Genomic DNA, 19998 nt, shown 5'->3' with positions numbered 1-19998 from the left:
ATGGAAAAAGTATTGGATTGGTCTATTATCAACGAAAAGGCAAAAGCATATATAGAATTAATAAAACTCAAGCTTACACTAGCTGTCGTTTTTTCTGGCATATTCGGTTATTGCCTTGCCGTTGATCAGGTTAGCTGGTGGAAAATAATGATCTTGTCTATTGCATCAATCAGCATCACGGGGGCAGCAAATATTATCAACCAAATAATTGAGAAAGAGTCGGATAAACTAATGAAGCGCACGGCTGTGCGTCCATTACCAACCGGTCGTTTATCGGTAAATGAAGCGGCAGCTTTCGCTTTTATTTTATTCGGAATGGGTTGCTTTCTCTTTGTTGAGTTTTTTAACGTTAGAGCAGCAGCACTTGCCGTATTGTCTCTTTTGCTGTATGGCTTCGTTTATACACCGTTAAAGCGCAAAGGCCAGATTGCCGTATTCGTCGGAGCGCTTCCAGGCGCGTTTCCACCGATGATTGGATGGGTTGCAGCAACAAACCATTTTGGCTGGACACCTGGGATCTTGTTCGCTATACAGTTCTTCTGGCAATTTCCGCATTTTTGGGCCATCGGCTGGTTAGCCTTTGATGAGTATAAGAAAGCAGGTATTCAGATGATGCCTGGCGACGGAAAAACAACCGAAACCGCGTTTCGCATCATGATTTATACCCTGTTTCTAATCCCGGTTGGTTGGTTACCTTATCTTCTCGGTATGACAGGTATAAATTCAGCCCTAGTTGCAATGGTGGGCGGAATCTTGTTTCTGGCACAAACGTTTCACTTAATGAGAACATGTACGGATAAAGCAGCTTTACAAATGATGTTTGGATCATTACTGTATCTGCCTGTCGTACAGATTGTTTACCTACTAGATAAAGTATAACAACAAATCATGAGTGAGTTAGTCAACGATATTTCTATTATAGAAGAGCCACAGGAAACGCTCTCAATGAATCCCCGCAAGTTTATCATGTGGTTGTTCATCGTTAGTATTATTATGCTCTTTGCGGCCATGACAAGTGCCTATCTTGTCCGCCGGGCAGAAGGTAACTGGCTTGAATATGATATTCCTTCTGTATTCTCGTATAGCTCCGTTGTATTGGTCATTAGTAGTTTGACTATGCACTGGGCTTATCTAGCTGCAAAAAAAGACAACTTTAGCAGTCTTAAAATAGCGATAACTATTACTTTTGCACTTGGAATAGCATTTTTGTACATGCAGTTCCAGGGCTGGGTAGAGTTAGTCAAAGAAAACGTCTTTTTTGTTGGCAATCCGGCGGGTTCATTTATGTACATTTTTACCGGTTTACACGGATTTCACCTAATCTCCGGTTTGATCGTACTAGTATTTGCACTGGTAGCTGCCTTTAAGTTCCGAATTCATGGGAAGAGCTTAAATCAGCTTGAAATAGCGGCTACTTACTGGCACTTTTTGGATGTTTTGTGGTTGTATTTGTTTTTCTTTTTAGTCTATTTTCATTGATAATCCTTTTAGACGCATGGCGGCTACTGTAACGCACGATACCCTGACAACCGACTCGGAACAAGTGTTCGACAAGAAAACCTGGATGGGTGGTGTTGAACCGATGAAAGTGAGCTACGGCAAGCTGATGATGTGGTTCTTCCTGATTTCGGATACATTCACCTTTTCAGCTCTGCTGGTAACGTACGGCTTGATCCGTTACAGCTATCCCGCCTGGGATCCAGCTATTTATGGAGAAGTGTTTAAGTTCTCAAACTTGTACTGGCCAACACCAGAGAAGGTGTATAACTCCGTACCATTTTTACATGGTGTTGATCTGCCCCTGATTTTCGTTGGTATCATGACCTTTATTCTTATCTTTAGTAGCGTAACGATGGTACTAGCCGTAGAAGCTGGTCACCGGATGGACCGAAAAGATGTAGAGAAGTACATGTTATGGACAATCCTGGGGGGATTCACTTTCTTGGGTAGTCAGGCGTGGGAATGGAGCCACTTTATTCACGGTACAGAGACCGGCACGACAATTACCGAGTTAGTGAATGGACAAGCGCTTCAACGTACAATTTTTGGGGCAAACCTAGTTGAAAATCAATACGGTCCTCCTGCATTCGCTGATCTGTTCTTCTTCATAACGGGTTTCCACGGAACGCACGTATTTAGTGGTGTTGTCCTGAACATACTGATTTTCTACCGGGCTGCTACTGGTCTTTACGAAAAGCGTGGCCATTACGAGATGGTTGAAAAAGTAGGTCTTTACTGGCACTTTGTCGATCTTGTTTGGGTGTTCGTATTTACATTCTTTTACCTGGTTTAATTACCTACTACCATGTCTGATCAAACACACGGAACACACGAAGTTGGTGAGATACCACCAGCGAATACAGGGCTCATTTGGCGTACTTTCGTTATTCTTTCAGTTATCACAGCCTTTGAATTTACATTAGCTTATTTCATGAAGGCGGGTGGCTTTAGAACATCCATATTCGTCATCATGACATTAGTAAAAGCTTTTTATATCGTTGGTGAATTTATGCACCTTAAACACGAAGTAAAAAGCCTGATCTGGGCTATCGTTATACCTGTAGTTTTTATCATCTGGCTACTTGTTGCTTTATTAACCGAAGGCGGTTCGATATTTCAATTACGATAATACATGACGGTCAATCGAAAAGCCGGGATCCTGCTCGTAACATTGCTGGTCCCGGCTTTGCTGTATATTTTCCTGCGGTTCGCTACCCAGAATCATTTCGTACTGCCTCGATACTTACCCAAAATTGACTCTACAAAGGGTGAGCCATTAATGGGAAAAGTTACTCTTGCCGATGGCCGTGTCGTGACCGATACCATCTTCAATCGAATTCCCCATTTTAAGCTTATTGATCAGGATGGGAAAACGGTGGATGAATCGATTGTAAAGAATAAAATCTACGTAGCTTCTTTTTTCTTTACTCGTTGTGGTACTGTTTGCCCTCGGATTTCGTCGCAGCTCACCCGCGTTCAGGATATTTTTCGAAGCAATCCATCAATTGTTTTTTTATCCCATTCGGTTGACCCTGAACACGATCGTCCGGAGCAGCTAAAAGCCTATGCGAAAAAGTATGATGCTATTCCGGGCAAATGGTATTTTCTAACAGGAACCAAGTCTGATATTTATGATTTGGCCATGCATGGGTATTATTTGCCAGCGGTTGACGCCGGGGTGAAAGAGGGCAAACCGGACGAAACTTTTATCCACAGCGAAAAGTTGGTATTAGTAGATAAAGAAGGGATTGTCAGGGGGTTCTACGACGGAACTGACAAAGAAGATGTGGATCGGCTGGTACTCGAAATTCGAGTACTGCTGGACATTTATAGCAAAGAATAATCTACTGCTTATGGAAGCACTACAACCCGTTAAAGAGCAGAAAGCAAATCAGGTTATTACCGTTCTCTCCTTAGCTATTCCAATTGCTGTTGCCATACTGCTGGGTATTCGGCAAAAAGTAGATTTAGGACCCTGGACGACTTACCTGCCGCATCTGAATGGAATTATTAATTCCATTACATCCGTCCTGCTAATAGTAGGGTTCTATTTTATCCGTCAAAAGAACATTGTAGCCCACAAGCGTACAATGTTAGCCGCGTTTAGTTTCGGTGCGTTGTTCTTGGTTAGCTACGTGCTCTACCATTTAACAAACGAGTCAACACCATTTGGTGGTCAAGGTTGGATTCGGCCGGTTTATTATTTCCTGCTGGTATCGCATATCGTCCTCTCGGTGGTGGTAGTGTGGTTTGTGTTGAGAGCCGTTTATTTTGCCTTGAGTGGACAGATCAGCCGGCATAAGAAAACGGTTAAGTATGCGTTTCCTATTTGGTTATATGTAAGTGTCACGGGCGTAATCGTGTATCTGCTGATTAGGCCGTATTATACCCATTAACGCCGGAAAAATTATGAGAAGCTGGAAAGTGTGGCTAGTCATTATTACCCTGATGAGCGTTGCGCCGGACCTGATGGCCCAGTGTGCCATGTGTCGGGGTACAGTTGAAAGCACAATAAGTAACGGTCGTAGCGTAGTCGCGTCTGACCTAAACATTGGAATTGTTTATCTGTTAATGATTCCGTATCTCATTGTAGCCTCTATCGCTTATTTGTGGTATCGAAATAGCAAACGTGAGTATGGAAGACGTCTCGAAATTGCAGGCCGCGTTAAGAGGGCTATGTCCTAGGTGTCGGCAGGGCAAAATTTTTAAAAGGCCCTTTTACTCGCCCCGTGGGTTTGACGAAATGTATGAGCATTGTCCACATTGTGGATTACGCTATGAAGTCGAGCCAGGCTACTTCATTGGGGCGATGTATGTTAGCTATGCTATATCAGGCGGAGTTGCGTTAGTGCTCGGGTTTTTGATCTTTTACTTGGGCCATGATCCTGATGGTTGGGTATATGCTGGTATTGTGGCGCCCGTTATGATTATCATAGCACCTATCAATTTTCGAATATCACGTGTCTTGTGGCTGCATTATGTAGCCGGTATAAAGTATGTAAAAGGGCTGTAAAGGCCCTTTTTTTCATACAAAAAGGTGCTGGTTGCATGGGTGTAAAAAATATTTTTACGCCCGTGCAACCAGCACCTTTTATATTGCATCCGATAGACGAACCTAAACAAATATGCTTCGACTTATACCGTTTTTTACGACAGAGGCACAACTGATCGTTGCGCTGAAGCGGGGCGAAAGCCGCGCGCATAAGGTCGTGTATGAGCGGTTTGCGGGCAAAATGCTGGCCGTATGCACACGGTATTGCGCCAATAGAGATGATGCCGAGGAAGTGATGCTCGATGGTTTCATGCGTGCCTTCGAAAAGATTGAGCAGTTTCGGGAGGAAGGTAGTTTCGAAGGCTGGATCCGACGTATCATGGTGACGGAATCGTTGATGTTTCTGCGGAAAGCCAAACAGTGGCGGCTAGAAATACCTATGGATGAGGTTACTGTTGAACCAGATTATGAGTGGGCTGATACCGCTGTGAATGAGAGTGATTTAATGCGTCTGGTTAATCAATTGCCTGATGGTTATCGAACTGTATTTAATCTATATGCGATCGAAGGATATTCACATGCCGAAATAGCCGAAATGCTGGGCATATCAGAGGGCACCTCGAAATCGCAATTGAGCCGGGCCCGGATGCTGCTGCAGACGAATCTAAAAAAGATGGAACAAGACTTTAGGAACGTATCCTATGAAAAAACATACAGAAAAGCCGCCAATTGACGAGCTATTTGCCCGAAAGCTTGGCAATACTACGTTAAGACCTCGTTCGGATGGCTTTGCCCGGTTGCAGGCCCGTATGGATCAGAATAAACTAGAACCCCGTATGGTATTCTGGCGCAATCCTGCGGTGCATCGGTATATGGCTGCTGCGGCCTGTCTGCTGCTGGTTTGTTTGTTCGGGTGGCTCTACTGGCCATCAACTGCCCCAACAGAGCAAGGGAAAAATCAACTGGCAACGAATCAACCAGTAGAGTCAGTACGGGAAAAGTCGGTTAAGAAACGGGTGAATCGGCAGCAGGATAACCGGTCTCCCACTGTTGACAAAGAGGAAGTCTTAATGCCGGAGGATAACCCGAACCAACTGGCTGTGGTAGACAACTCGGACAAAACTAGTAGTGTTAAAAAGGATAAAACCAGCCGTGTAGCTGGGCGTCAAAATCCAGTTCAGTTGAGCCAATCATTACCGGCAGCGCCTGTGCTGGCACAAGAAAAGCCCGTTAAGAAAAAGACAAAAGTTGACGTAATATCACCAGTTTTCGATGCTACAGTCGCGCAGGCCCCAACCGAACAGGTGGCCGAGGCTAAACCGATAGCTAAACCTGGTCCAGTAGCTGAGCGGGTTTTAGTAGTCACTATTGCTGAACCGGAAGCTTTAGTGGCTGCTCGTCAGGTGGCTAAGGCTTCTGTTGAAGAAAAGGCGGCCGTAGCGCAGAATGAGAAGTCTGCCAAAGAAACAAAAGCCAGCGGCTTATGGCAGCAAGTAAAACGCATTAAGCAGGGAGACGTTTTTGCTCGTCAGGACAACAATAATGGCGATGAAAGTGGGCTGCTGGGCCGGGCATATACTGGTCTGAAACACAGTTTAGAGAAAGAAAAAACAACAAAACAATGAACCGACTGCTACGTACATTCGCTGTACTAACTGGCTTATTTATAGCGATACAGGCTCAGGCCAAATCAATAAATCCAACAGATTCGCTGGTGATTCGATTCGCCAACCGTACACGCCTGGTCATTTATGCACCCGATAAAGCGGGAATCCAGGCTCTGTCAAACTATGATCTGAATAAGATAGTGCGGGAAATGGGCATGAAACTGGATTCAGTGCCGGGAGGACAAACGGCTATCTCACAGGATGGCGGACGGTTTTTGAAAGACACGGTACTGGTTATTACAAAGCAGAAAGAGGGTGTAACGATCGTCGTTAATAGCGATGGAGACACAACAAGAAAATCATCCCGAAGAAAAGATAATACTGACCATGACTACGATCGGGCCAGACGAAGAAAGCGGAACGACGGGAGCAATTTTGATTATACCATTAGTATCGGTCTAAATACCCTGATTCAGCAAAGCGCAAATCCGGCCTATCCTGAAGATAGTTACGCGTTGAAGCCGCTGGGGTCGCGCTACTTCGCCTTTTCAGCGGGCGCTATGCCTACGCTCGTCCGAGGCAAGTACGCATCCTTAAAGCTATATTACGGGGTTGAAGTAGCCTGGAACAACTTTATGTTTGAAGACAACAAAATTGCCGAAAAAGGGCCAACGGGCGTTTCCTTTACTGATGCAGGTAGAGAGTTGCAAAAAAGTAAACTAACTGTTTGTACGCTGGGTATTCCGGTCGTACCCAGGGTGACGTTTTACAATAGCGATGGCCGGAAAGTCTGCCACATTGGTTTTGGTGGCTATGTAAACTATCGACTCGACAGTTACCGGAAGATCAAGGAAGCGGATGGTAATAAAGACCGGCGGCATTCCGACTATTACCTGAATAGCTTTCGGTATGGCCTAGTCGCCCATTTGGGCGTGCGTAGTTTCGATTTTTTTGCCAAATACGATCTCAATCCATTATTTCAAACGGGTAAAGGTCCCGACGTCAGAACCCTTACCTTTGGTATTGGATTCTAATGTATGACAAAAAAAACTGTTTCTATTCTAGGATGTGGCTGGTTGGGTATACCTCTGGCCGAAAAACTCTTCGCCACTGGCTATACCGTGAAGGGCAGTACAACATCGGCTGAAAAGTTGCCCATGTTGCGTCAGAAGGGAATTGATGCTTACCAACTGAATTTAAGTCCAGAACCAGTCGGCGATCTTGCGGCTCTATTGCAAGCGGATACCGTGATCATCGATATTCCGCCGAAAACCGGTAAACTGGGTGATCGTTTTCATCCGGAACAGATTCAATACTTGACGAATGCCCTACGCCAATCGTCAGTCGCGCATGTAATTTACGTGAGCTCGACATCGGTGTATCCTGAACTGAGCCGGGTTATGGTGGAAGCGGATGTAAAAACGCCGGGTCAATCAGCCGCCCCAGGTCTGGTACAAGCCGAGCAAAATATTCAGCAACTTACGCCAAACTGCCTGACAACTGTGTTGCGCTGTGCTGGTTTGATGGGATACGACCGTATTCCGGGAAAGTACGTAGCCGGGCGAACCGTTGACAGTGGCGCCGTACCTGTCAATTATCTCCATCAGGATGATGCGGAGGGGCTTATATCCGCTGTAATAAGCTTAAAGCTGGCAGGAACCTACAACGCCGTTGCGCCGGAACACCCCACTCGCGAAGCCATTTACCGAAAAAGCTGCGCTGATTTTGGGTATCAGCTACCTGCCATTGTGATACCTGACCAACCGGCTCCCTACAAAATTATTTCAGGGGAAAAACTAATGCAGGCAACGAACTACCAATTTCGGTATCCTGATCCATTACAGTTTTTATATCGGCTATGACCGAAGCAAATGCCGAACGCGTGTTGATAGAAAACCACCCGACGACGGCTTGCTGGTTGGCGTAACGGCCCGGTTCAGCGCTGCCAGAAATAAGAAATAGCCCTGTGCATGCCAGGCCCGGAACCGCTCGCTTACCTGTGGGTCATATCGAGGAATATAGTCTAGAAGCTGATTCAGATCAAACCGGTCTGATGCGATGCCAACACCAGCCCGCTGGCTGTCGATAGCGTTGCAGGCTTGTTCATAGTGATTTGGTTGCGGAATCATCAGTGCCGGTTTCCCCAGATACAGTGCTTCGCAAACCGATTCAAAGCCAGCCGTGGTCACAATTGCCTTGCAGCGGGCCATAAACTCCAGAAACCGTTTTCCATCTATGGCGTGGTAAGTCAGTGTATCATCGATCAACTGATCGGGGCCGCTTGCATCCGAATGGAACGCATCCATCCGAACATCGGGTCGTTGCTGGTGCGCTTTCTCCAATTCGACCTTCAAGCCGGGCTGTGTGACATAAGCCAACAAAAACTCTTTGGAAGCATCCGTGCCAGCCGTTTTAGGCTTTAGTTCGGTTACTTCCCGACGCAGTAAAGGAGGCACCACACGAAGCCGTTTTTGGGGCTCGTTGGCCTGCTTATCGAACGATAAAGCAAGTAATTCCTGTGCGCCAAAACACGTTAGCAGCGTATTGAACTTAAAGGCCTGCCGATAGAACCATTGCCCTTTAGGACGCTGGAAATCGGGATGAAAAGCCATGTACTGGTGAGCGATGCAAATCATTGGGACCGACGGCCGCAGAAGGGCGTACGTCATGCCGCCCAGCATTTCGTAGAAATTAACGACTACATCAGGTCGTTGTGTGTCGATATGGTCTCGTACCTGCTTTAAACTGCGCCAGAATGGACGCATGCTCTGAATGGCCTGTACGGTCGTCTTGAACGGTTCCAGCGCATTTGTGCCGGCATTATAAACCAAGCCTGGACTAAAGACGGGTGAAATTGGTGCGCTGAACTGTTCACTAAAAAAGGTTGGCACCGTTCGCTGAGCCGTTATGCCTACAATGGCACCAATTACATCGTGGCCCGCCATCTGAAGAATCTGCGCCAGCGATAACGCCTGTGTTAAATGACCTCGGCCTTCTCCCTGTATTAAGAATAAAACACGCATGATAGGAAGGAATTAGGTTGTTTGAATCGGTGAACCAGCACTCACGGCTTGATTGGACGAGTTATTAACGGGCTTTTTTTCTTCTTCATCGTCGGAGTCAGATGTGTAGTATAGCAAACTCCAGTCGCCGTCATGGTCTTCAACCAGCGCACTGAGTGATTCGACCCAATCGCCGGAATTCATGTAGATGATGCCTTCGTATTCGTGGATGGCAGCCTGATGAATATGGCCACAAATAACACCGTTGCAGTTACGGGCACGGGCCAGCTCGGTTAATTTCTGCTCGTAGTCGGAGATGTAGCTAACGGCCTGCTTAATACGGGACTTTACCAGTTGAGAAAGCGAGTAATACGGCAATCCGCGCCAGGTGCGGTACTGGTTATAAAACTTATTGACCCACAGCAGAAACGTGTAGCCTAGATCGCCTAGATAGGCCAGCCACTTCATGTGCGAGGTAATGGAATCGAATACATCGCCATGAGTGACGTAAAACTTCTTTGATCCCGAAGTCAGGATATAATCTTTCTGTATCGAAAAATTTTTGCCCACTTTGAGGGGCATGATCTGATCCAGGAAATCGTCGTGATTACCCCGCAGATAGATAACTTTGGTATCGTAATGAACGATTTGTTTTAAAACCGTTTTAAAAAAAGCGGTATGTTTCTTTTTCCAGGTTCCATATTGCTTCAACTGCCACCCGTCAATGATGTCGCCGTTGAGGATAAGTTTCTGGCACGAATAGTTTCGTAGAAACTCAGTGGCTTCTTTAGCCTTGGACCCGGTTGTGCCCAGATGAATATCTGACAAAACAATCGTGCGAAACTGGGTACTTAATTTCATGAACGAAACTAACCGCCAGACGTTAAATAGGATTTAACGCATTGTTACCAAATTGCCAAGATTAAACAGGTATAAGACAAGTAATTAATATTGACTTAACAAATTCGAGATAGATGGAGAATCCGGTGCTTATTTTAGGGGCAGGCAGCCTTGGGCTAACAGCTCTGGACCTTTTTCAGCGCAACAATGTCGTTGTATATGGTCTGCTGGATGATAATAAAGACTTGCACGGGAAGGAGTTCAGCGATGTGTCGGTGCTGGGAGAGACAGATGACGATGGCTACCTGAAGCTGATCGGTCAAAAGTGTGAGGCCTTCGTGGCTATAGCCGACAGTCGCGTGCGCAAGCGGCTCGTTAAGATGCTTAATGAACGGCGCAAGGTGCAGCCGGTGAACGCAATTCACGATACCGCAACGGTATCAGCCCTGGCCGTTATTGGGCACGGCAACCTGATTGCGGCCCGTGTGGTAGTGAACCCATTTGCCGAGTTGGGACAGCATTGTATTATTCAGGCTGGGGTAATTATTGATGCCAAGGCCAAAGTGGGTGATTTCGTTCACATTGGAACGGGATGTATCATCAATAGTAACGCAATCATTGAGGAGGGCGCCTTCATTGGTACCGGCGCAACGATTGTTGCGGGTATCACTATCGGAAAAAACGCCCGCATAGGAGCGGGCTCGGTTGTGATCGAGAATGTAGACGCTGGCACAACCGTATTTGGCAACCCCGCAAAAAAACTGTAGTAGAGACGCATACTTGCGTCTCTACATTACATCAATTATTCAATATAGACCACCTCGTTCGCCAGGAAATCCTGATAGGTACGCTGAAGGCCTTCTTTCAGTTCAGTGGTATGTTTCCAGCCCATATTATGCAGCCTTGAAACATCCATCAGTTTGCGGGGAGTGCCATCGGGTTTATCTGTATTCCAGCGTAGTTCGCCCGTAAAGCCAACCGTCTCTTTAATCAATTCGGCTACTTCGCGAATCGTAACGTCTTCGCCCGTGCCGATATTGACAAACAGCGCATCGTCGTAATTCTCCATCAGGAAGAAACAGGCCGCAGCCAGGTCGTCGGCATGAAGAAATTCGCGCTTAGGCGAGCCTGTTCCCCAGACTTCAACCGTAGGCTGCCCATTGATTTTGGCCTCATGAAACTTGCGAATCAGGGCCGGGAGTACGTGTGAGCCCTGTAGGTCATAATTATCATTAGGACCATACAGGTTCGTTGGCATAGCCGAAATGAAATTACAGCCATACTGACTCCGATACGCTTCGCAGAGTTTGATACCCGTGATTTTAGCAATCGCGTAGGGCTCGTTTGTTTCTTCGAGGAAACCGCTCAGCAGATACTCTTCTTTGAGCGGCTGAGGAGCTAATTTCGGGTAGATACAGGACGAGCCCAAGAACAATAGTTTCTTTACGGCTGTCTGATAAGCACTGTGAATGATATTTGCCTCGATCAGCAGGTTATCATACAGGAATTCGGCACGATAGATGTTGTTAGCTAAAATGCCACCAACCTTGGCCGCAGCCAGAAATACATAGTCGGGTCGTTCCTGTTCAAAAAAATCAGCAACGGCAGCCTGATTGCGTAGATCAAGTTCCGACGAGGTGCGGGTGATAATATTAGAAAAGCCTTCGGTCTGGAGTTTTCGGACGAGGGCCGAACCAACCATACCCCGATGTCCGGCAACGTAAATGCGAGCGTGTTTTTCCACAAGTTTAGCGTATTAAATTGACTGTCTGGAAGGTAGTCTGTGTAGTGGATAAAATAATAAAGCTTTTTACAGCGTTGCAAAACTAACAAACTTAAGGCACCAATCGTTTGTCTATGCCATGTTTGCACCTAACTTGAAACGACTGATTCCAATCTTATTATCGAGTGGTCTCCTGACGCTCACCGCTCAGGCCCAAACGGCCCCGGCTTCACTCACGACGGCATCGAAGCCGGCGTTAGCCCCGTCAGGAGCGGCTCCGTCACCTTTATCGGGTTTTTCATCGGTTCCCTCATCACTCACCACGCTGGGTTTACCAACAATGTCATCGCTGAAAGACCAGAAAGATGCCTATCTGGCTGGCATTATGCCCGATTTAGGCTTGAAAGTAAAACAGCTTAAAAAACTGAAAGCTGACCGGAAAAGTAAGAGCAAACTATCCAAAACGGAGTACGAAGGTTTGTCGATGATCAAAGCCTATACCAAGTTTGGCAGTGGTGACCGAACCGTTGTGGAAGAGTTTTATGTCCTGCGCGACAATAATGCCGCAAAACCGCATCCATATATCCGGGACATCTACCGGTATTATCAGAGATCGGCACGGGTAACCAGCTCCATCGTACGCGATGAAGGAACGGGTTTATTGCTGCATGGTCCTTATAAGCGCTATCAGAACGGCGATCTTGTTGAAGAAGGCTACTATTATGCGGGCATGAAAGATGGTCGTTGGGAGAAGTACGACAGTAAGTTTATGCTTACGGATAAAGTGCGCTGGCATAGGGGCGTGCCCGCTGAGTCTCGCCTGGTATTTTATGATTCAACCCACCATAAGATCAAGGAAATTATTCCGGTAGAATATGGCAAAGTAAAAGGAACATACATGGCCTTTTATGAAAATGGATTAATAGCCGAAGAAGGAAAATACGACAACGGTGTAAAAGTGGGTCGATGGACAGAATACTATCCTGTCAATCCCAATGGTCGGCGTATGCGACGGAAACTTACCCAATATGCCAGTAATCAATGGGACACCGAATTTGAGCCCTACACCATCACTGAGTGGGACGAGAAGGGCAAAGTGACCTTTGAGCGAGCCAAGGAGAAAGTCGTTCAGGACGAAGAAACGGAGAATTAAGTACTGTCTGATTTCTGGCATTTTTTCATTCCGACGATAGCCGGAATGAAAAAGTAAAGAAGCCGTCGCAAGTGTGTTGCGACGGCTTCTTTACTTAAAGACCTTCTTAGGGTCAGGCTGTTTGGCCAGTAGCTCGTTCAGGTAACCCAGGTCGAGTATGGACATATCCAGGTTACGGGTTTGGTGGAAATAGTCCCAGGCCTTCATATAATCAGCCTTCAGGTAATACACGATGGACAGCTTCTGGTACGACGAAGCGTTGTTCGGACTAAGGGTGAGCGCCCGTTGAAGATAGTTTTCTGCTTCAATAAGCAGTTCGGACTCGGGCTTGATCTGGTACTGCTTTATTTCTACAGTAGCCAGATCGGTTATCAGCGCCACATTACTATCCGCCATAGCTATGCCTTTTTTCAGCATTCGGATGGCCGTTGGCAATTGGTTTTTTTGGTAGTAGACGACACCTAATCCCCAAAAAGCATCGGCATTTCGGTCATTGAGCAGCCAGGATAAATTGAATCGGTAGGCCGCTGTATCCAATTGCCCGTCGGCAACATAATCCCAGCCACGAGCTGCAAAAAAATCACTGGCCTCGGAGCGGCTGGCAAAATTGCGATCGCAGTCGTTCAGGAAATGGATTTCGGCATCAATCTGATCCGCCGTTTTGGGTCGTTCGCCAAAGAGAGGCAGCGTATTTAATGATCCATTCGCTGATTCGGCTGCATCCGTTGAAACGGATTCGGCGGGCTGTTGCGTCATCGGTTCAACGGGTCGCTGAGTGGCCTGGGTTTGTCGAACCGAATCGCCCGAACGTGCCGATATAACAAGTTGCTTTGGCTGAGCTTCCGTTAAAAACGGTAGCGCAATTAAAGCCCACTGTATCAGATTCATCCGAACGTTCATAGAAAATACTATACCAGGGAGTTTTGTCTCGATAGAACGAAATGGGAATCCAAGTTAGTACATTTCAAATGGATTACCGACGTCCTCCGCGTGGTCCCGACTTCTTGGCGCCACCTGACTTACCACCTACTTTATTACCAGATTTGTTCTTAAAGCCGCCAGAACGGGCACCTACACTCGATGCCGCAGCTTTTGGGGTCCCCATCCGTTTCGCCTTTGCTTTCAGACGAGCTTTGTCAGCGGGCGTATTCGTCGTTTTTTTATCGTGAAAAGCCCCTAAAAAAGTAGGATCTTCTTTCCGGCGTTGTTCGTCAATCTCCCGCAGCATCGCCTGTTCTTCCTCAAAGGGCGTTTCCGTTACCTCCACTTCGGGTGGCAGCGGTTGGCGGGGAATCGTCATGCGAATGATTCGTTCAATCTTTTGAACATGATATTCCTCGGCTTTAGTCAGAAACGTGATAGCTTCGCCCGAGCGATTAGCGCGACCCGTCCGACCGATTCGGTGAACATAATCCTCATAAATCAAGGGCAGGTCGAAATTAATGACGTGACTTACTTCGGCTACATCAATTCCGCGAGCCGCTACATCCGTTGCGACCAACACCTGAATATTGCCTTCTTTAAAGGCCTCCATAGCATTAATCCGCGTATTTTGCCCTTTGTTTGCGTGAATAACCCGAACCTTATCGGTATCTAACACTTTGCGTGCCAGGAATTTATAAATGTTCTCGGCAGTACCTTTTGTCCGGGCAAAGATGATCACCCGCTGAAAGGCTTCTTTCGTAATCAGGTAATCCAGCATGTTGATCTTGGTGCGGAAGTTCGGTGCTTCATAAATCACCTGATTCACCATGTCGGCAGTGGATGCTTGCGGAGACACTTCTATTTTGATGGGTGCTTCCAGAAATTCGGCCGACAACCGCTCCACGCGCCCACCAAACGTAGCCGAGAACAACAGATTCTGGCGTTTGCGCGGGATAATTTCCAGAATTGACCGAATCTGAGGCATAAAACCCATATCCATCATTTTATCGGCTTCATCAAGGACCATCGTGCGAATTTCTTTCGTCACAATCTCACCGGTGCGGTATAAATCCATGAACCGGCCGGGGGTCGCCACAATGATATCAATTCCTTTGCGAAGCGCTTCAATCTGGGTTTTCGGTCCGAGCCCGCCATATAGAGCCACATGACGTAGGTCGGTGAACTTACCTAATTCGCTCACCGCCTGATTAATCTGCATGACCAGCTCTCGGGTAGGTGCCAGGATTAACGCACGCGGATTTTGGCCCTGTGCGTATTTCACTTTCATCAGAATTGGGAGCAGATAAGCTGCTGTTTTGCCCGTCCCGGTTTGGGCAATGCCCAGCACGTCGTGGTTTCCCAGGCTCAGCGGAATGGTTTGCTGCTGAATAGGGGTCGGTTCTGAGTACCCAAGTTCCGCTACGGCATTAAGCAACTGCCGGTTCAACTCGAACTGTTCGAACGAAGTAATTTCCATAAATGTCTGGCCTAAATTTCTGAATCGGCCGTTTGAATAATGCGCGGATAATCTCCCGATTAGCCTGAATATTAGAACTGTTTCAATACCCGTTCTACGCCACTAACGTAGCCCGAGCCAAACAGATTCACATGAACCAGCAGTGGATACAGGTTATAGATGGCGATGCGCTCGCTGAAACCATCCTGAAGAGGAAACGTTTCGTGATAAGCTTCGTAAAAACGGTCGTCGAAACCGGCGAATAATTTAGTAAAGGCGAGTTCCGCTTCACGGAAGCCATAATAAACCGCCGGGTCGATCAGCGCCGGTTGCCCGTCCTCATTAACCAGTACATTACCTGACCATAAATCGCCATGGAGCAAGGCAGGACGCTCATTCGGTAATAAAGCGGGTAAACGTTCACGGAGTCGGAATAAAGCGTCGTACGTTGATTTGGTCAGCAACCCTTTGTACAACGCTAAGCCAGCCTGGGGGAGCAGTCTTTGTTCAAAAAAGAAGTCGTACCCGTTGGTGGTAGGCGTATTGGTTTGTGCTAATGAGCCAATATAATTGGCAAAATTTAACCCAAACGTTGGTTGCGTGTGCGAATGCAAAACGGCCAGCGAATGGCCAAGGGTTTCCCAGTAAGCTTTATCCGGTATTCCGGGATCAATGTAGTCAAGAATGAGGTAAGCCTTTTCCAGATGGCGACCATGACCAATTACGTTCGGGATATGGATAGTATCGGTCTGCCGAAGTAGATCAAGGCCTCTCGCTTCGGCGGCAAACAGCTCGGATTGCCCATCGGCAGCCGGTTCCAGTTGATTCCATTTAACGAAGAAAACGCCTTCCGACGAAAATACCTGGGCCGATGTATTAATATTACCACCGGAGATGAACTGCATTTCAATCACCTCGACCGATTGGCCCAGGGCCGAAAACAGAATGCTTTCAAAAAAAGAAAATTGCTCGTCGCCCCAAAAATCCATGCGTTATTTGCGTGTCGGTTTTCCAAAGGCTACTGGTCAAGTTGCCGTTTCTGGTAGCCCCGTTCTATTTGCCTGATTGTCTATGAATTCCCAAATTCAACATCTTTACGATATAGCCCGGAAAACGGACCGCCGGATCATTGGGCTTATGTCGGGTACTTCACTCGATGGCCTTGATGTCGCCTTATGCCGTATTTCGGGCAGTGGGCCAGCGACAGCCGTTACGCTCGAACGTTTCTCAACGGTTTCCTTCGATGAGGAATTCAAAGCTGAAATCCGTACCATTTTTGCTAAGCCCACCATCGACTTCGAACAGCTTTGTTTGTTAAATCCATACATTGGCCGGCTTCATGGTCAACTTATTCTCAACTGCCTGCACAACTGGGGAGTAGCCCCCGATGAAGTGGACATCGTGGCAAGCCACGGACAAACCGTATATCACGCCCCCAAAAGTCAGCACCGGCGCGATAAGTTCCCCAATGCCACGCTTCAGATTGGTGATGGCGATCATATTGCCGCTGTAACGGGGATTTTAACCTTCAGCGATTTTCGACAAAAACACGTTGCGCATGGGGGAGAGGGAGCTCCCCTTGCTGTATATGGTGATTATTTTATGTTTTCTCAACTGGGCGAGAATCGGATTTTGCTCAACATGGGCGGTATTGCCAATTTCACGTATTTACCTGCCGATGGCGATGCTAACCGGGTCTTTACCACCGATACTGGTCCGGGGAACACACTTCTGGATGCGTATGCCCGGAAGTTTCTCAACAAACCCTACGATGAAGATGGCCAGTTAGCCGCTCAGGGGCAGGTTAATGCTGATCTATTGCTGGCCTTGAAGAAGAATCCTTTTTTCGACGCTCCTTTCCCCAAAACCACTGGTCCTGAAGTCTTTAATGTGCCTTATGTGGAAGAAGCTCAGGTACGTAGTCAGACCCTTGATCTACCTGCAACCGACCTGATGGCCACGCTCGTGCAGTTCAGCGCCGATACCATCACGCAAGCCATAGAGCGCGTTTTGCTCAATTCGTCCTCTGAAAAGAAGGAAGTCGCTTTTCGGATTTACATGAGCGGGGGCGGAGCCCATAATCCGCAATTGACCCAAAGGCTGTATAAGGCACTTCCCGATTGCCAGTTTGACCGTACGGACAGTCTGGGCATCGATGGCGATGCCAAAGAAGCGGTCCTGTTTGCGGTCCTGGCCAACGAAAGCCTGGCTGGCGGAAGCACCTCTTTCGGCGACAGGCAGGGCGTACCTACAGTTTCAATGGGAAAGGTTAGTTTTCCAAAATGAACGTTAATTGTACCCACGGCCTTCAGCCCTCGTATCAATTGGAAAGAACTACGGACGGGCTAAAGGCCGTGGGTACAACTAGCTTTTAGGCCTGAAAACAGCCATTTTATTCTCGTGTGTGGTCAGGAACGGTCCACCAATGAGATCAACGCAATAGGGAATTGCGGGAAAAACGACCGACAAACACTGACCAATCGCTTTTGGCTTACCCGGTAAATTGAGAATAAGCGTCTGATTACGAATGCCGGCTGTCTGGCGCGATAATATAGCCGTAGGAACGTACTTAAGACTTTCCTGGCGCATCAATTCGCCGAAACCAGGCATCATTTTCTGGCAAACCGCTTCTGTCGCTTCGGGGGTAACGTCGCGAAGGGCGGGACCAGTGCCCCCCGTGGTTACGACCAGGCAGCATCCTTCGGTGTCGGCCAGTTCAATCATCGTAGCTTCCAACTGATCCTGTTCATCGGGAATAATGCGGTATACGGGTTGCCAGTCACAACTAAGCCATTCCGTCAGAAAGCCAACAACGGCCTTTCCCGGTATGTCTTCATATACACCTGCGCTAGCCCGGTCTGAAACGTTGATAATGCCGATATAAATCATAAGCAATGTGCGATGTATATACTAACAGTCTATATCATACATCTGTCTACGGTTTCCGGCGTTTCAGGGCTAAATCATGGGCTGTATCGTAATAAGAGCGGAGACTGCTCCAGTCAAAGACATCGGCAATGCTTTCGACGCGGTTGCGTTGCTGAATCCGGTCGCGCTGAGCCATCCGCACAAAGCGATAAAGAACATCAGCTAGCTGATCAGCCGCTTCTTCGAACGACTGGGTTCGGCGATTGATCACGTAAATACCCCGGTTCTCGTAATCGCGCATGATTTGCATAATGAAATCACCAAAACCCGACTGATCGCTGGTCACGGTTGGAATTCCCCGGACTACACATTCCAGGGGTGTATATCCCCACGGCTCGTAGTAACTTGGAAATACGCCCAGGTGACATCCACGCACAAACTGGCTATAATCCAGGCCAAAGAGCGGATTCGTAGAGGCAATGAAATCGGGGTGATAGACAATTTTTACCCGGTCGAATTCATTATTGACCAGATTGGCTTTTTGAATAAACCGTGTCATATCGTCCTCCTGCACCAGGTTGTGCGTTACGAAGGGCGGTAAATGCTTGGTTTTCCAGCTTTGTACCGTGCGCCGAAGCCGAAGCCGCCAGTATTCATCGACAAAATTATTCAAGTCTGGTAGCGCTGTGCCTTGCGGATCAGAAGCGGCTGCCTGAAACAAGCGTTCGCCCACCTGTTTCTCAATGCTTTCACAGGTTTCCTGGATTTCGTCGAGCAGGGCTCGTGAGTGAAGCACGTCGGGATTGATGGAGGTGTAGGGTTGCTTGGTAACCATAAACATCACCACCGTCATGTCCATACCAGCTTCACGCATCCGGTAGTTCAGGCGGGCCAAAGCTTCGAGCGTGAGGTCATAGCCTTTATTGGTAAATTCGAACCGGCCAGATGTGAAGAAGTAGAGGGTTTTTTCCAGATCGAATGAATAACTCTGGAAGAAGTGGCCCATCACAAATTCATGGATCTTCTGCTTGTAGCGAACGTGCAGGTTCTGAAACTCGTGGACAGCCGCAAACCGCGTTACGTTCAGGCCGTTGGGCAGAACAAGATCAGGATTTCGCCCTAGGAAAACCTCACATTCACGCGCTGTTACATCACTTACCGTTGTAAAAACGTGCGCTTGCAAAGCCGATAACCGCTCAATCGTGGCCTGGCAATCAATGCCGTAGTGCTGGGCTTCCCGCTTCCAGTCGAAAAAAGGCAATTTGCCATAAAAGCCAGGTTCGTTCTGGGCCAGATAGCGCCCAAGCATAGTCGCGTGGGTAGTAAAAACGGTGGCCACTTTCACATTGTCACGGCGCAGGTCGGGCAAACCAGTGCTGGCCATCCATTCGTGAAAATGCGCCACGAAATCGACGCGCCGGGCATGGTCTTCAGCCAGCAGCGTAATAAACAGGCGCACCATTTCGCCAAAGGCAATCGTCTGGTTAACGAGGTCTTCAACGTTTAGCGTAGAAAGTTGATAGTTGATCCAGAGATCGGTCTTTATTTTATTGAGTTGATCAGGTGTAATGCTGCTGATATCGAACAAAACGACCCTTGGACGGCCCGTAACGAGCCAGTATCCATACTCAACACGGTAGCCTAGCTGGCGCATTTTTCGCACCGTTTGGCCAATTTCAGTTTCGTCGGAATCCGTGATGGGTTCAAATTCAGCGGCTGCCCGCTGCGGAAAATAAGGCCCTAAAGCGACGTAATTGTCATCCCATTTTTCAACCATTGCCGGTACTTTCGACCGGATAACTGTATAGATACCGCCTACCTGATTACACACCTCCCAGGCGATTTCGAGTAGTAATTTACGCTTCGATGTTGAGAATACCGCTTCCAAATTAGTTAGTTGTTTTGGCGCAATGGTTAATTACGACGACTTCCT

23 protein-coding genes are annotated in these 19998 nt (G+C 47.5%); 15 read left to right on the top strand and 8 right to left on the bottom strand.

Translation table 11 applies throughout. The features are described from left to right. From cyoE to SD10_RS25685, 12 genes are all read left to right on the top strand, one after another. The gene (cyoE, locus tag SD10_RS25735; protein ID WP_046577982.1) at nt 1-879 is read left to right on the top strand and encodes a heme o synthase; all 879 of its coding nucleotides are present in this window, start codon (nt 1-3) and stop codon (nt 877-879) included. 9 nt (nt 880-888) lie between these two features. Then, nucleotides 889-1479 carry a cytochrome c oxidase subunit 3 gene (locus tag SD10_RS25730; protein WP_046577980.1) on the top strand — a complete coding sequence of 197 codons (591 nt, stop codon included), beginning with the start codon at nt 889-891 and terminating at the stop codon, nt 1477-1479. Nucleotides 1480-1495: 16 nt separating this feature from the next. Continuing rightward, on the top strand, nt 1496-2293 hold the full coding sequence (locus SD10_RS25725) for a cytochrome c oxidase subunit 3 (protein WP_046577978.1): 798 nt from the start codon (nt 1496-1498) through the stop codon (nt 2291-2293). Nucleotides 2294-2305: 12 nt separating this feature from the next. Next, the gene (locus SD10_RS25720) at nt 2306-2629 is read left to right on the top strand and encodes a cytochrome C oxidase subunit IV family protein (protein ID WP_046577976.1); all 324 of its coding nucleotides are present in this window, start codon (nt 2306-2308) and stop codon (nt 2627-2629) included. 3 nt (nt 2630-2632) lie between these two features. After that, the gene (locus SD10_RS25715) at nt 2633-3343 is read left to right on the top strand and encodes an SCO family protein (RefSeq protein ID WP_046577974.1); all 711 of its coding nucleotides are present in this window, start codon (nt 2633-2635) and stop codon (nt 3341-3343) included. A 10-nt stretch (nt 3344-3353) separates the two neighbouring features. Next, nucleotides 3354-3896, top strand: a complete 543-nt coding sequence (locus SD10_RS25710) for a DUF420 domain-containing protein (protein WP_046577972.1) — start codon at nt 3354-3356, stop codon at nt 3894-3896. Nucleotides 3897-3909: 13 nt separating this feature from the next. Beyond that, on the top strand, nt 3910-4185 hold the full coding sequence (locus tag SD10_RS29250) for a hypothetical protein (RefSeq protein WP_082111692.1): 276 nt from the start codon (nt 3910-3912) through the stop codon (nt 4183-4185). Then, nucleotides 4136-4513, top strand: a complete 378-nt coding sequence (locus tag SD10_RS25705) for a DUF983 domain-containing protein (protein ID WP_046577970.1) — start codon at nt 4136-4138, stop codon at nt 4511-4513. The genes SD10_RS29250 and SD10_RS25705 overlap by 50 nt, the downstream gene beginning before the upstream one ends. A 112-nt stretch (nt 4514-4625) precedes the next feature. Next, nucleotides 4626-5225: an RNA polymerase sigma factor gene (locus tag SD10_RS25700; protein WP_046577969.1), complete on the top strand. Its 600-nt coding sequence runs from the start codon at nt 4626-4628 to the stop codon at nt 5223-5225. Next, nucleotides 5194-6117, top strand: coding sequence for a hypothetical protein (locus SD10_RS25695; RefSeq protein ID WP_046577967.1), 924 nt, complete (start codon nt 5194-5196; stop codon nt 6115-6117). Before SD10_RS25700 ends, SD10_RS25695 begins: the two co-directional genes overlap by 32 nt. Continuing rightward, nucleotides 6114-7133 carry an outer membrane beta-barrel protein gene (locus SD10_RS25690; RefSeq protein WP_046577964.1) on the top strand — a complete coding sequence of 340 codons (1020 nt, stop codon included), beginning with the start codon at nt 6114-6116 and terminating at the stop codon, nt 7131-7133. Before SD10_RS25695 ends, SD10_RS25690 begins: the two co-directional genes overlap by 4 nt. Nucleotides 7134-7136: 3 nt before the next feature. After that, a complete protein-coding gene (locus tag SD10_RS25685) occupies nt 7137-7961 on the top strand; it encodes a Rossmann-fold NAD(P)-binding domain-containing protein (protein ID WP_046577962.1) in 825 nt (274 codons plus the stop codon). On the opposite strand, the gene SD10_RS25680 is transcribed toward SD10_RS25685, so the two are convergent. Both SD10_RS25680 and SD10_RS25675 read right to left on the bottom strand, forming a co-directional pair. Beyond that, complete coding sequence (locus SD10_RS25680) at nt 7956-9122, bottom strand: glycosyltransferase family protein (protein WP_046577960.1); 1167 nt, start codon at nt 9120-9122, stop codon at nt 7956-7958. The genes SD10_RS25685 and SD10_RS25680 overlap by 6 nt on opposite strands. Before the next feature lie 12 nt (nt 9123-9134). After that, complete coding sequence (locus tag SD10_RS25675) at nt 9135-9962, bottom strand: UDP-2,3-diacylglucosamine diphosphatase (RefSeq protein WP_046577959.1); 828 nt, start codon at nt 9960-9962, stop codon at nt 9135-9137. A gap of 113 nt (nt 9963-10075) precedes the next feature. Here SD10_RS25675 and SD10_RS25670 point away from each other — a divergent pair, with 113 nt between their 5' ends. After that, the gene (locus SD10_RS25670) at nt 10076-10708 is read left to right on the top strand and encodes an acetyltransferase (RefSeq protein ID WP_046577957.1); all 633 of its coding nucleotides are present in this window, start codon (nt 10076-10078) and stop codon (nt 10706-10708) included. A 35-nt stretch (nt 10709-10743) separates the two neighbouring features. On the opposite strand, the gene fcl is transcribed toward SD10_RS25670, so the two are convergent. Beyond that, nucleotides 10744-11685 (bottom strand): GDP-L-fucose synthase, encoded by a 942-nt coding sequence (gene fcl, locus SD10_RS25665; protein WP_046577955.1) that lies wholly within the window; start codon nt 11683-11685, stop codon nt 10744-10746. A gap of 118 nt (nt 11686-11803) precedes the next feature. Between fcl and SD10_RS25660 the strand changes: the two genes are divergently transcribed. Next, on the top strand, nt 11804-12817 hold the full coding sequence (locus SD10_RS25660; protein WP_227699070.1) for a toxin-antitoxin system YwqK family antitoxin: 1014 nt from the start codon (nt 11804-11806) through the stop codon (nt 12815-12817). 90 nt (nt 12818-12907) lie between these two features. Here SD10_RS25660 and SD10_RS25655 read toward each other — a convergent pair whose 3' ends face one another. The 3 genes from SD10_RS25655 to SD10_RS25645 form a co-directional block, all read right to left on the bottom strand. Continuing rightward, on the bottom strand, nt 12908-13717 hold the full coding sequence (locus SD10_RS25655; RefSeq protein WP_046577953.1) for a tetratricopeptide repeat protein: 810 nt from the start codon (nt 13715-13717) through the stop codon (nt 12908-12910). A 73-nt stretch (nt 13718-13790) separates the two neighbouring features. Continuing rightward, nucleotides 13791-15218 (bottom strand): DEAD/DEAH box helicase, encoded by a 1428-nt coding sequence (locus tag SD10_RS25650; RefSeq protein ID WP_046577951.1) that lies wholly within the window; start codon nt 15216-15218, stop codon nt 13791-13793. A gap of 71 nt (nt 15219-15289) precedes the next feature. Beyond that, the gene (locus SD10_RS25645; protein WP_046577949.1) at nt 15290-16186 is read right to left on the bottom strand and encodes a fructosamine kinase family protein; all 897 of its coding nucleotides are present in this window, start codon (nt 16184-16186) and stop codon (nt 15290-15292) included. Between the two features lie 82 nt (nt 16187-16268). Here SD10_RS25645 and SD10_RS25640 point away from each other — a divergent pair, with 82 nt between their 5' ends. Next, a complete protein-coding gene (locus SD10_RS25640; RefSeq protein ID WP_046577947.1) occupies nt 16269-17483 on the top strand; it encodes an anhydro-N-acetylmuramic acid kinase in 1215 nt (404 codons plus the stop codon). Between the two features lie 78 nt (nt 17484-17561). Here the strand turns inward: SD10_RS25640 and mog are convergent, their stop codons facing one another. Both mog and SD10_RS25630 read right to left on the bottom strand, forming a co-directional pair. Continuing rightward, nucleotides 17562-18086 (bottom strand): molybdopterin adenylyltransferase, encoded by a 525-nt coding sequence (gene mog, locus SD10_RS25635; RefSeq protein WP_046577945.1) that lies wholly within the window; start codon nt 18084-18086, stop codon nt 17562-17564. 46 nt (nt 18087-18132) lie between these two features. Then, nucleotides 18133-19953 carry a glycosyltransferase gene (locus SD10_RS25630; RefSeq protein ID WP_046577943.1) on the bottom strand — a complete coding sequence of 607 codons (1821 nt, stop codon included), beginning with the start codon at nt 19951-19953 and terminating at the stop codon, nt 18133-18135. Nucleotides 19954-19998: the final 45 nt, after the last annotated feature.

Origin of the sequence: Spirosoma radiotolerans (genome assembly GCF_000974425.1) — a bacterium.
In the GTDB taxonomy this organism is placed as follows: domain Bacteria; phylum Bacteroidota; class Bacteroidia; order Cytophagales; family Spirosomataceae; genus Spirosoma; species Spirosoma radiotolerans.
Note: the sequence above shows the minus strand (reverse complement) of the source record. Positions and strands in the feature narration are given on the sequence as shown.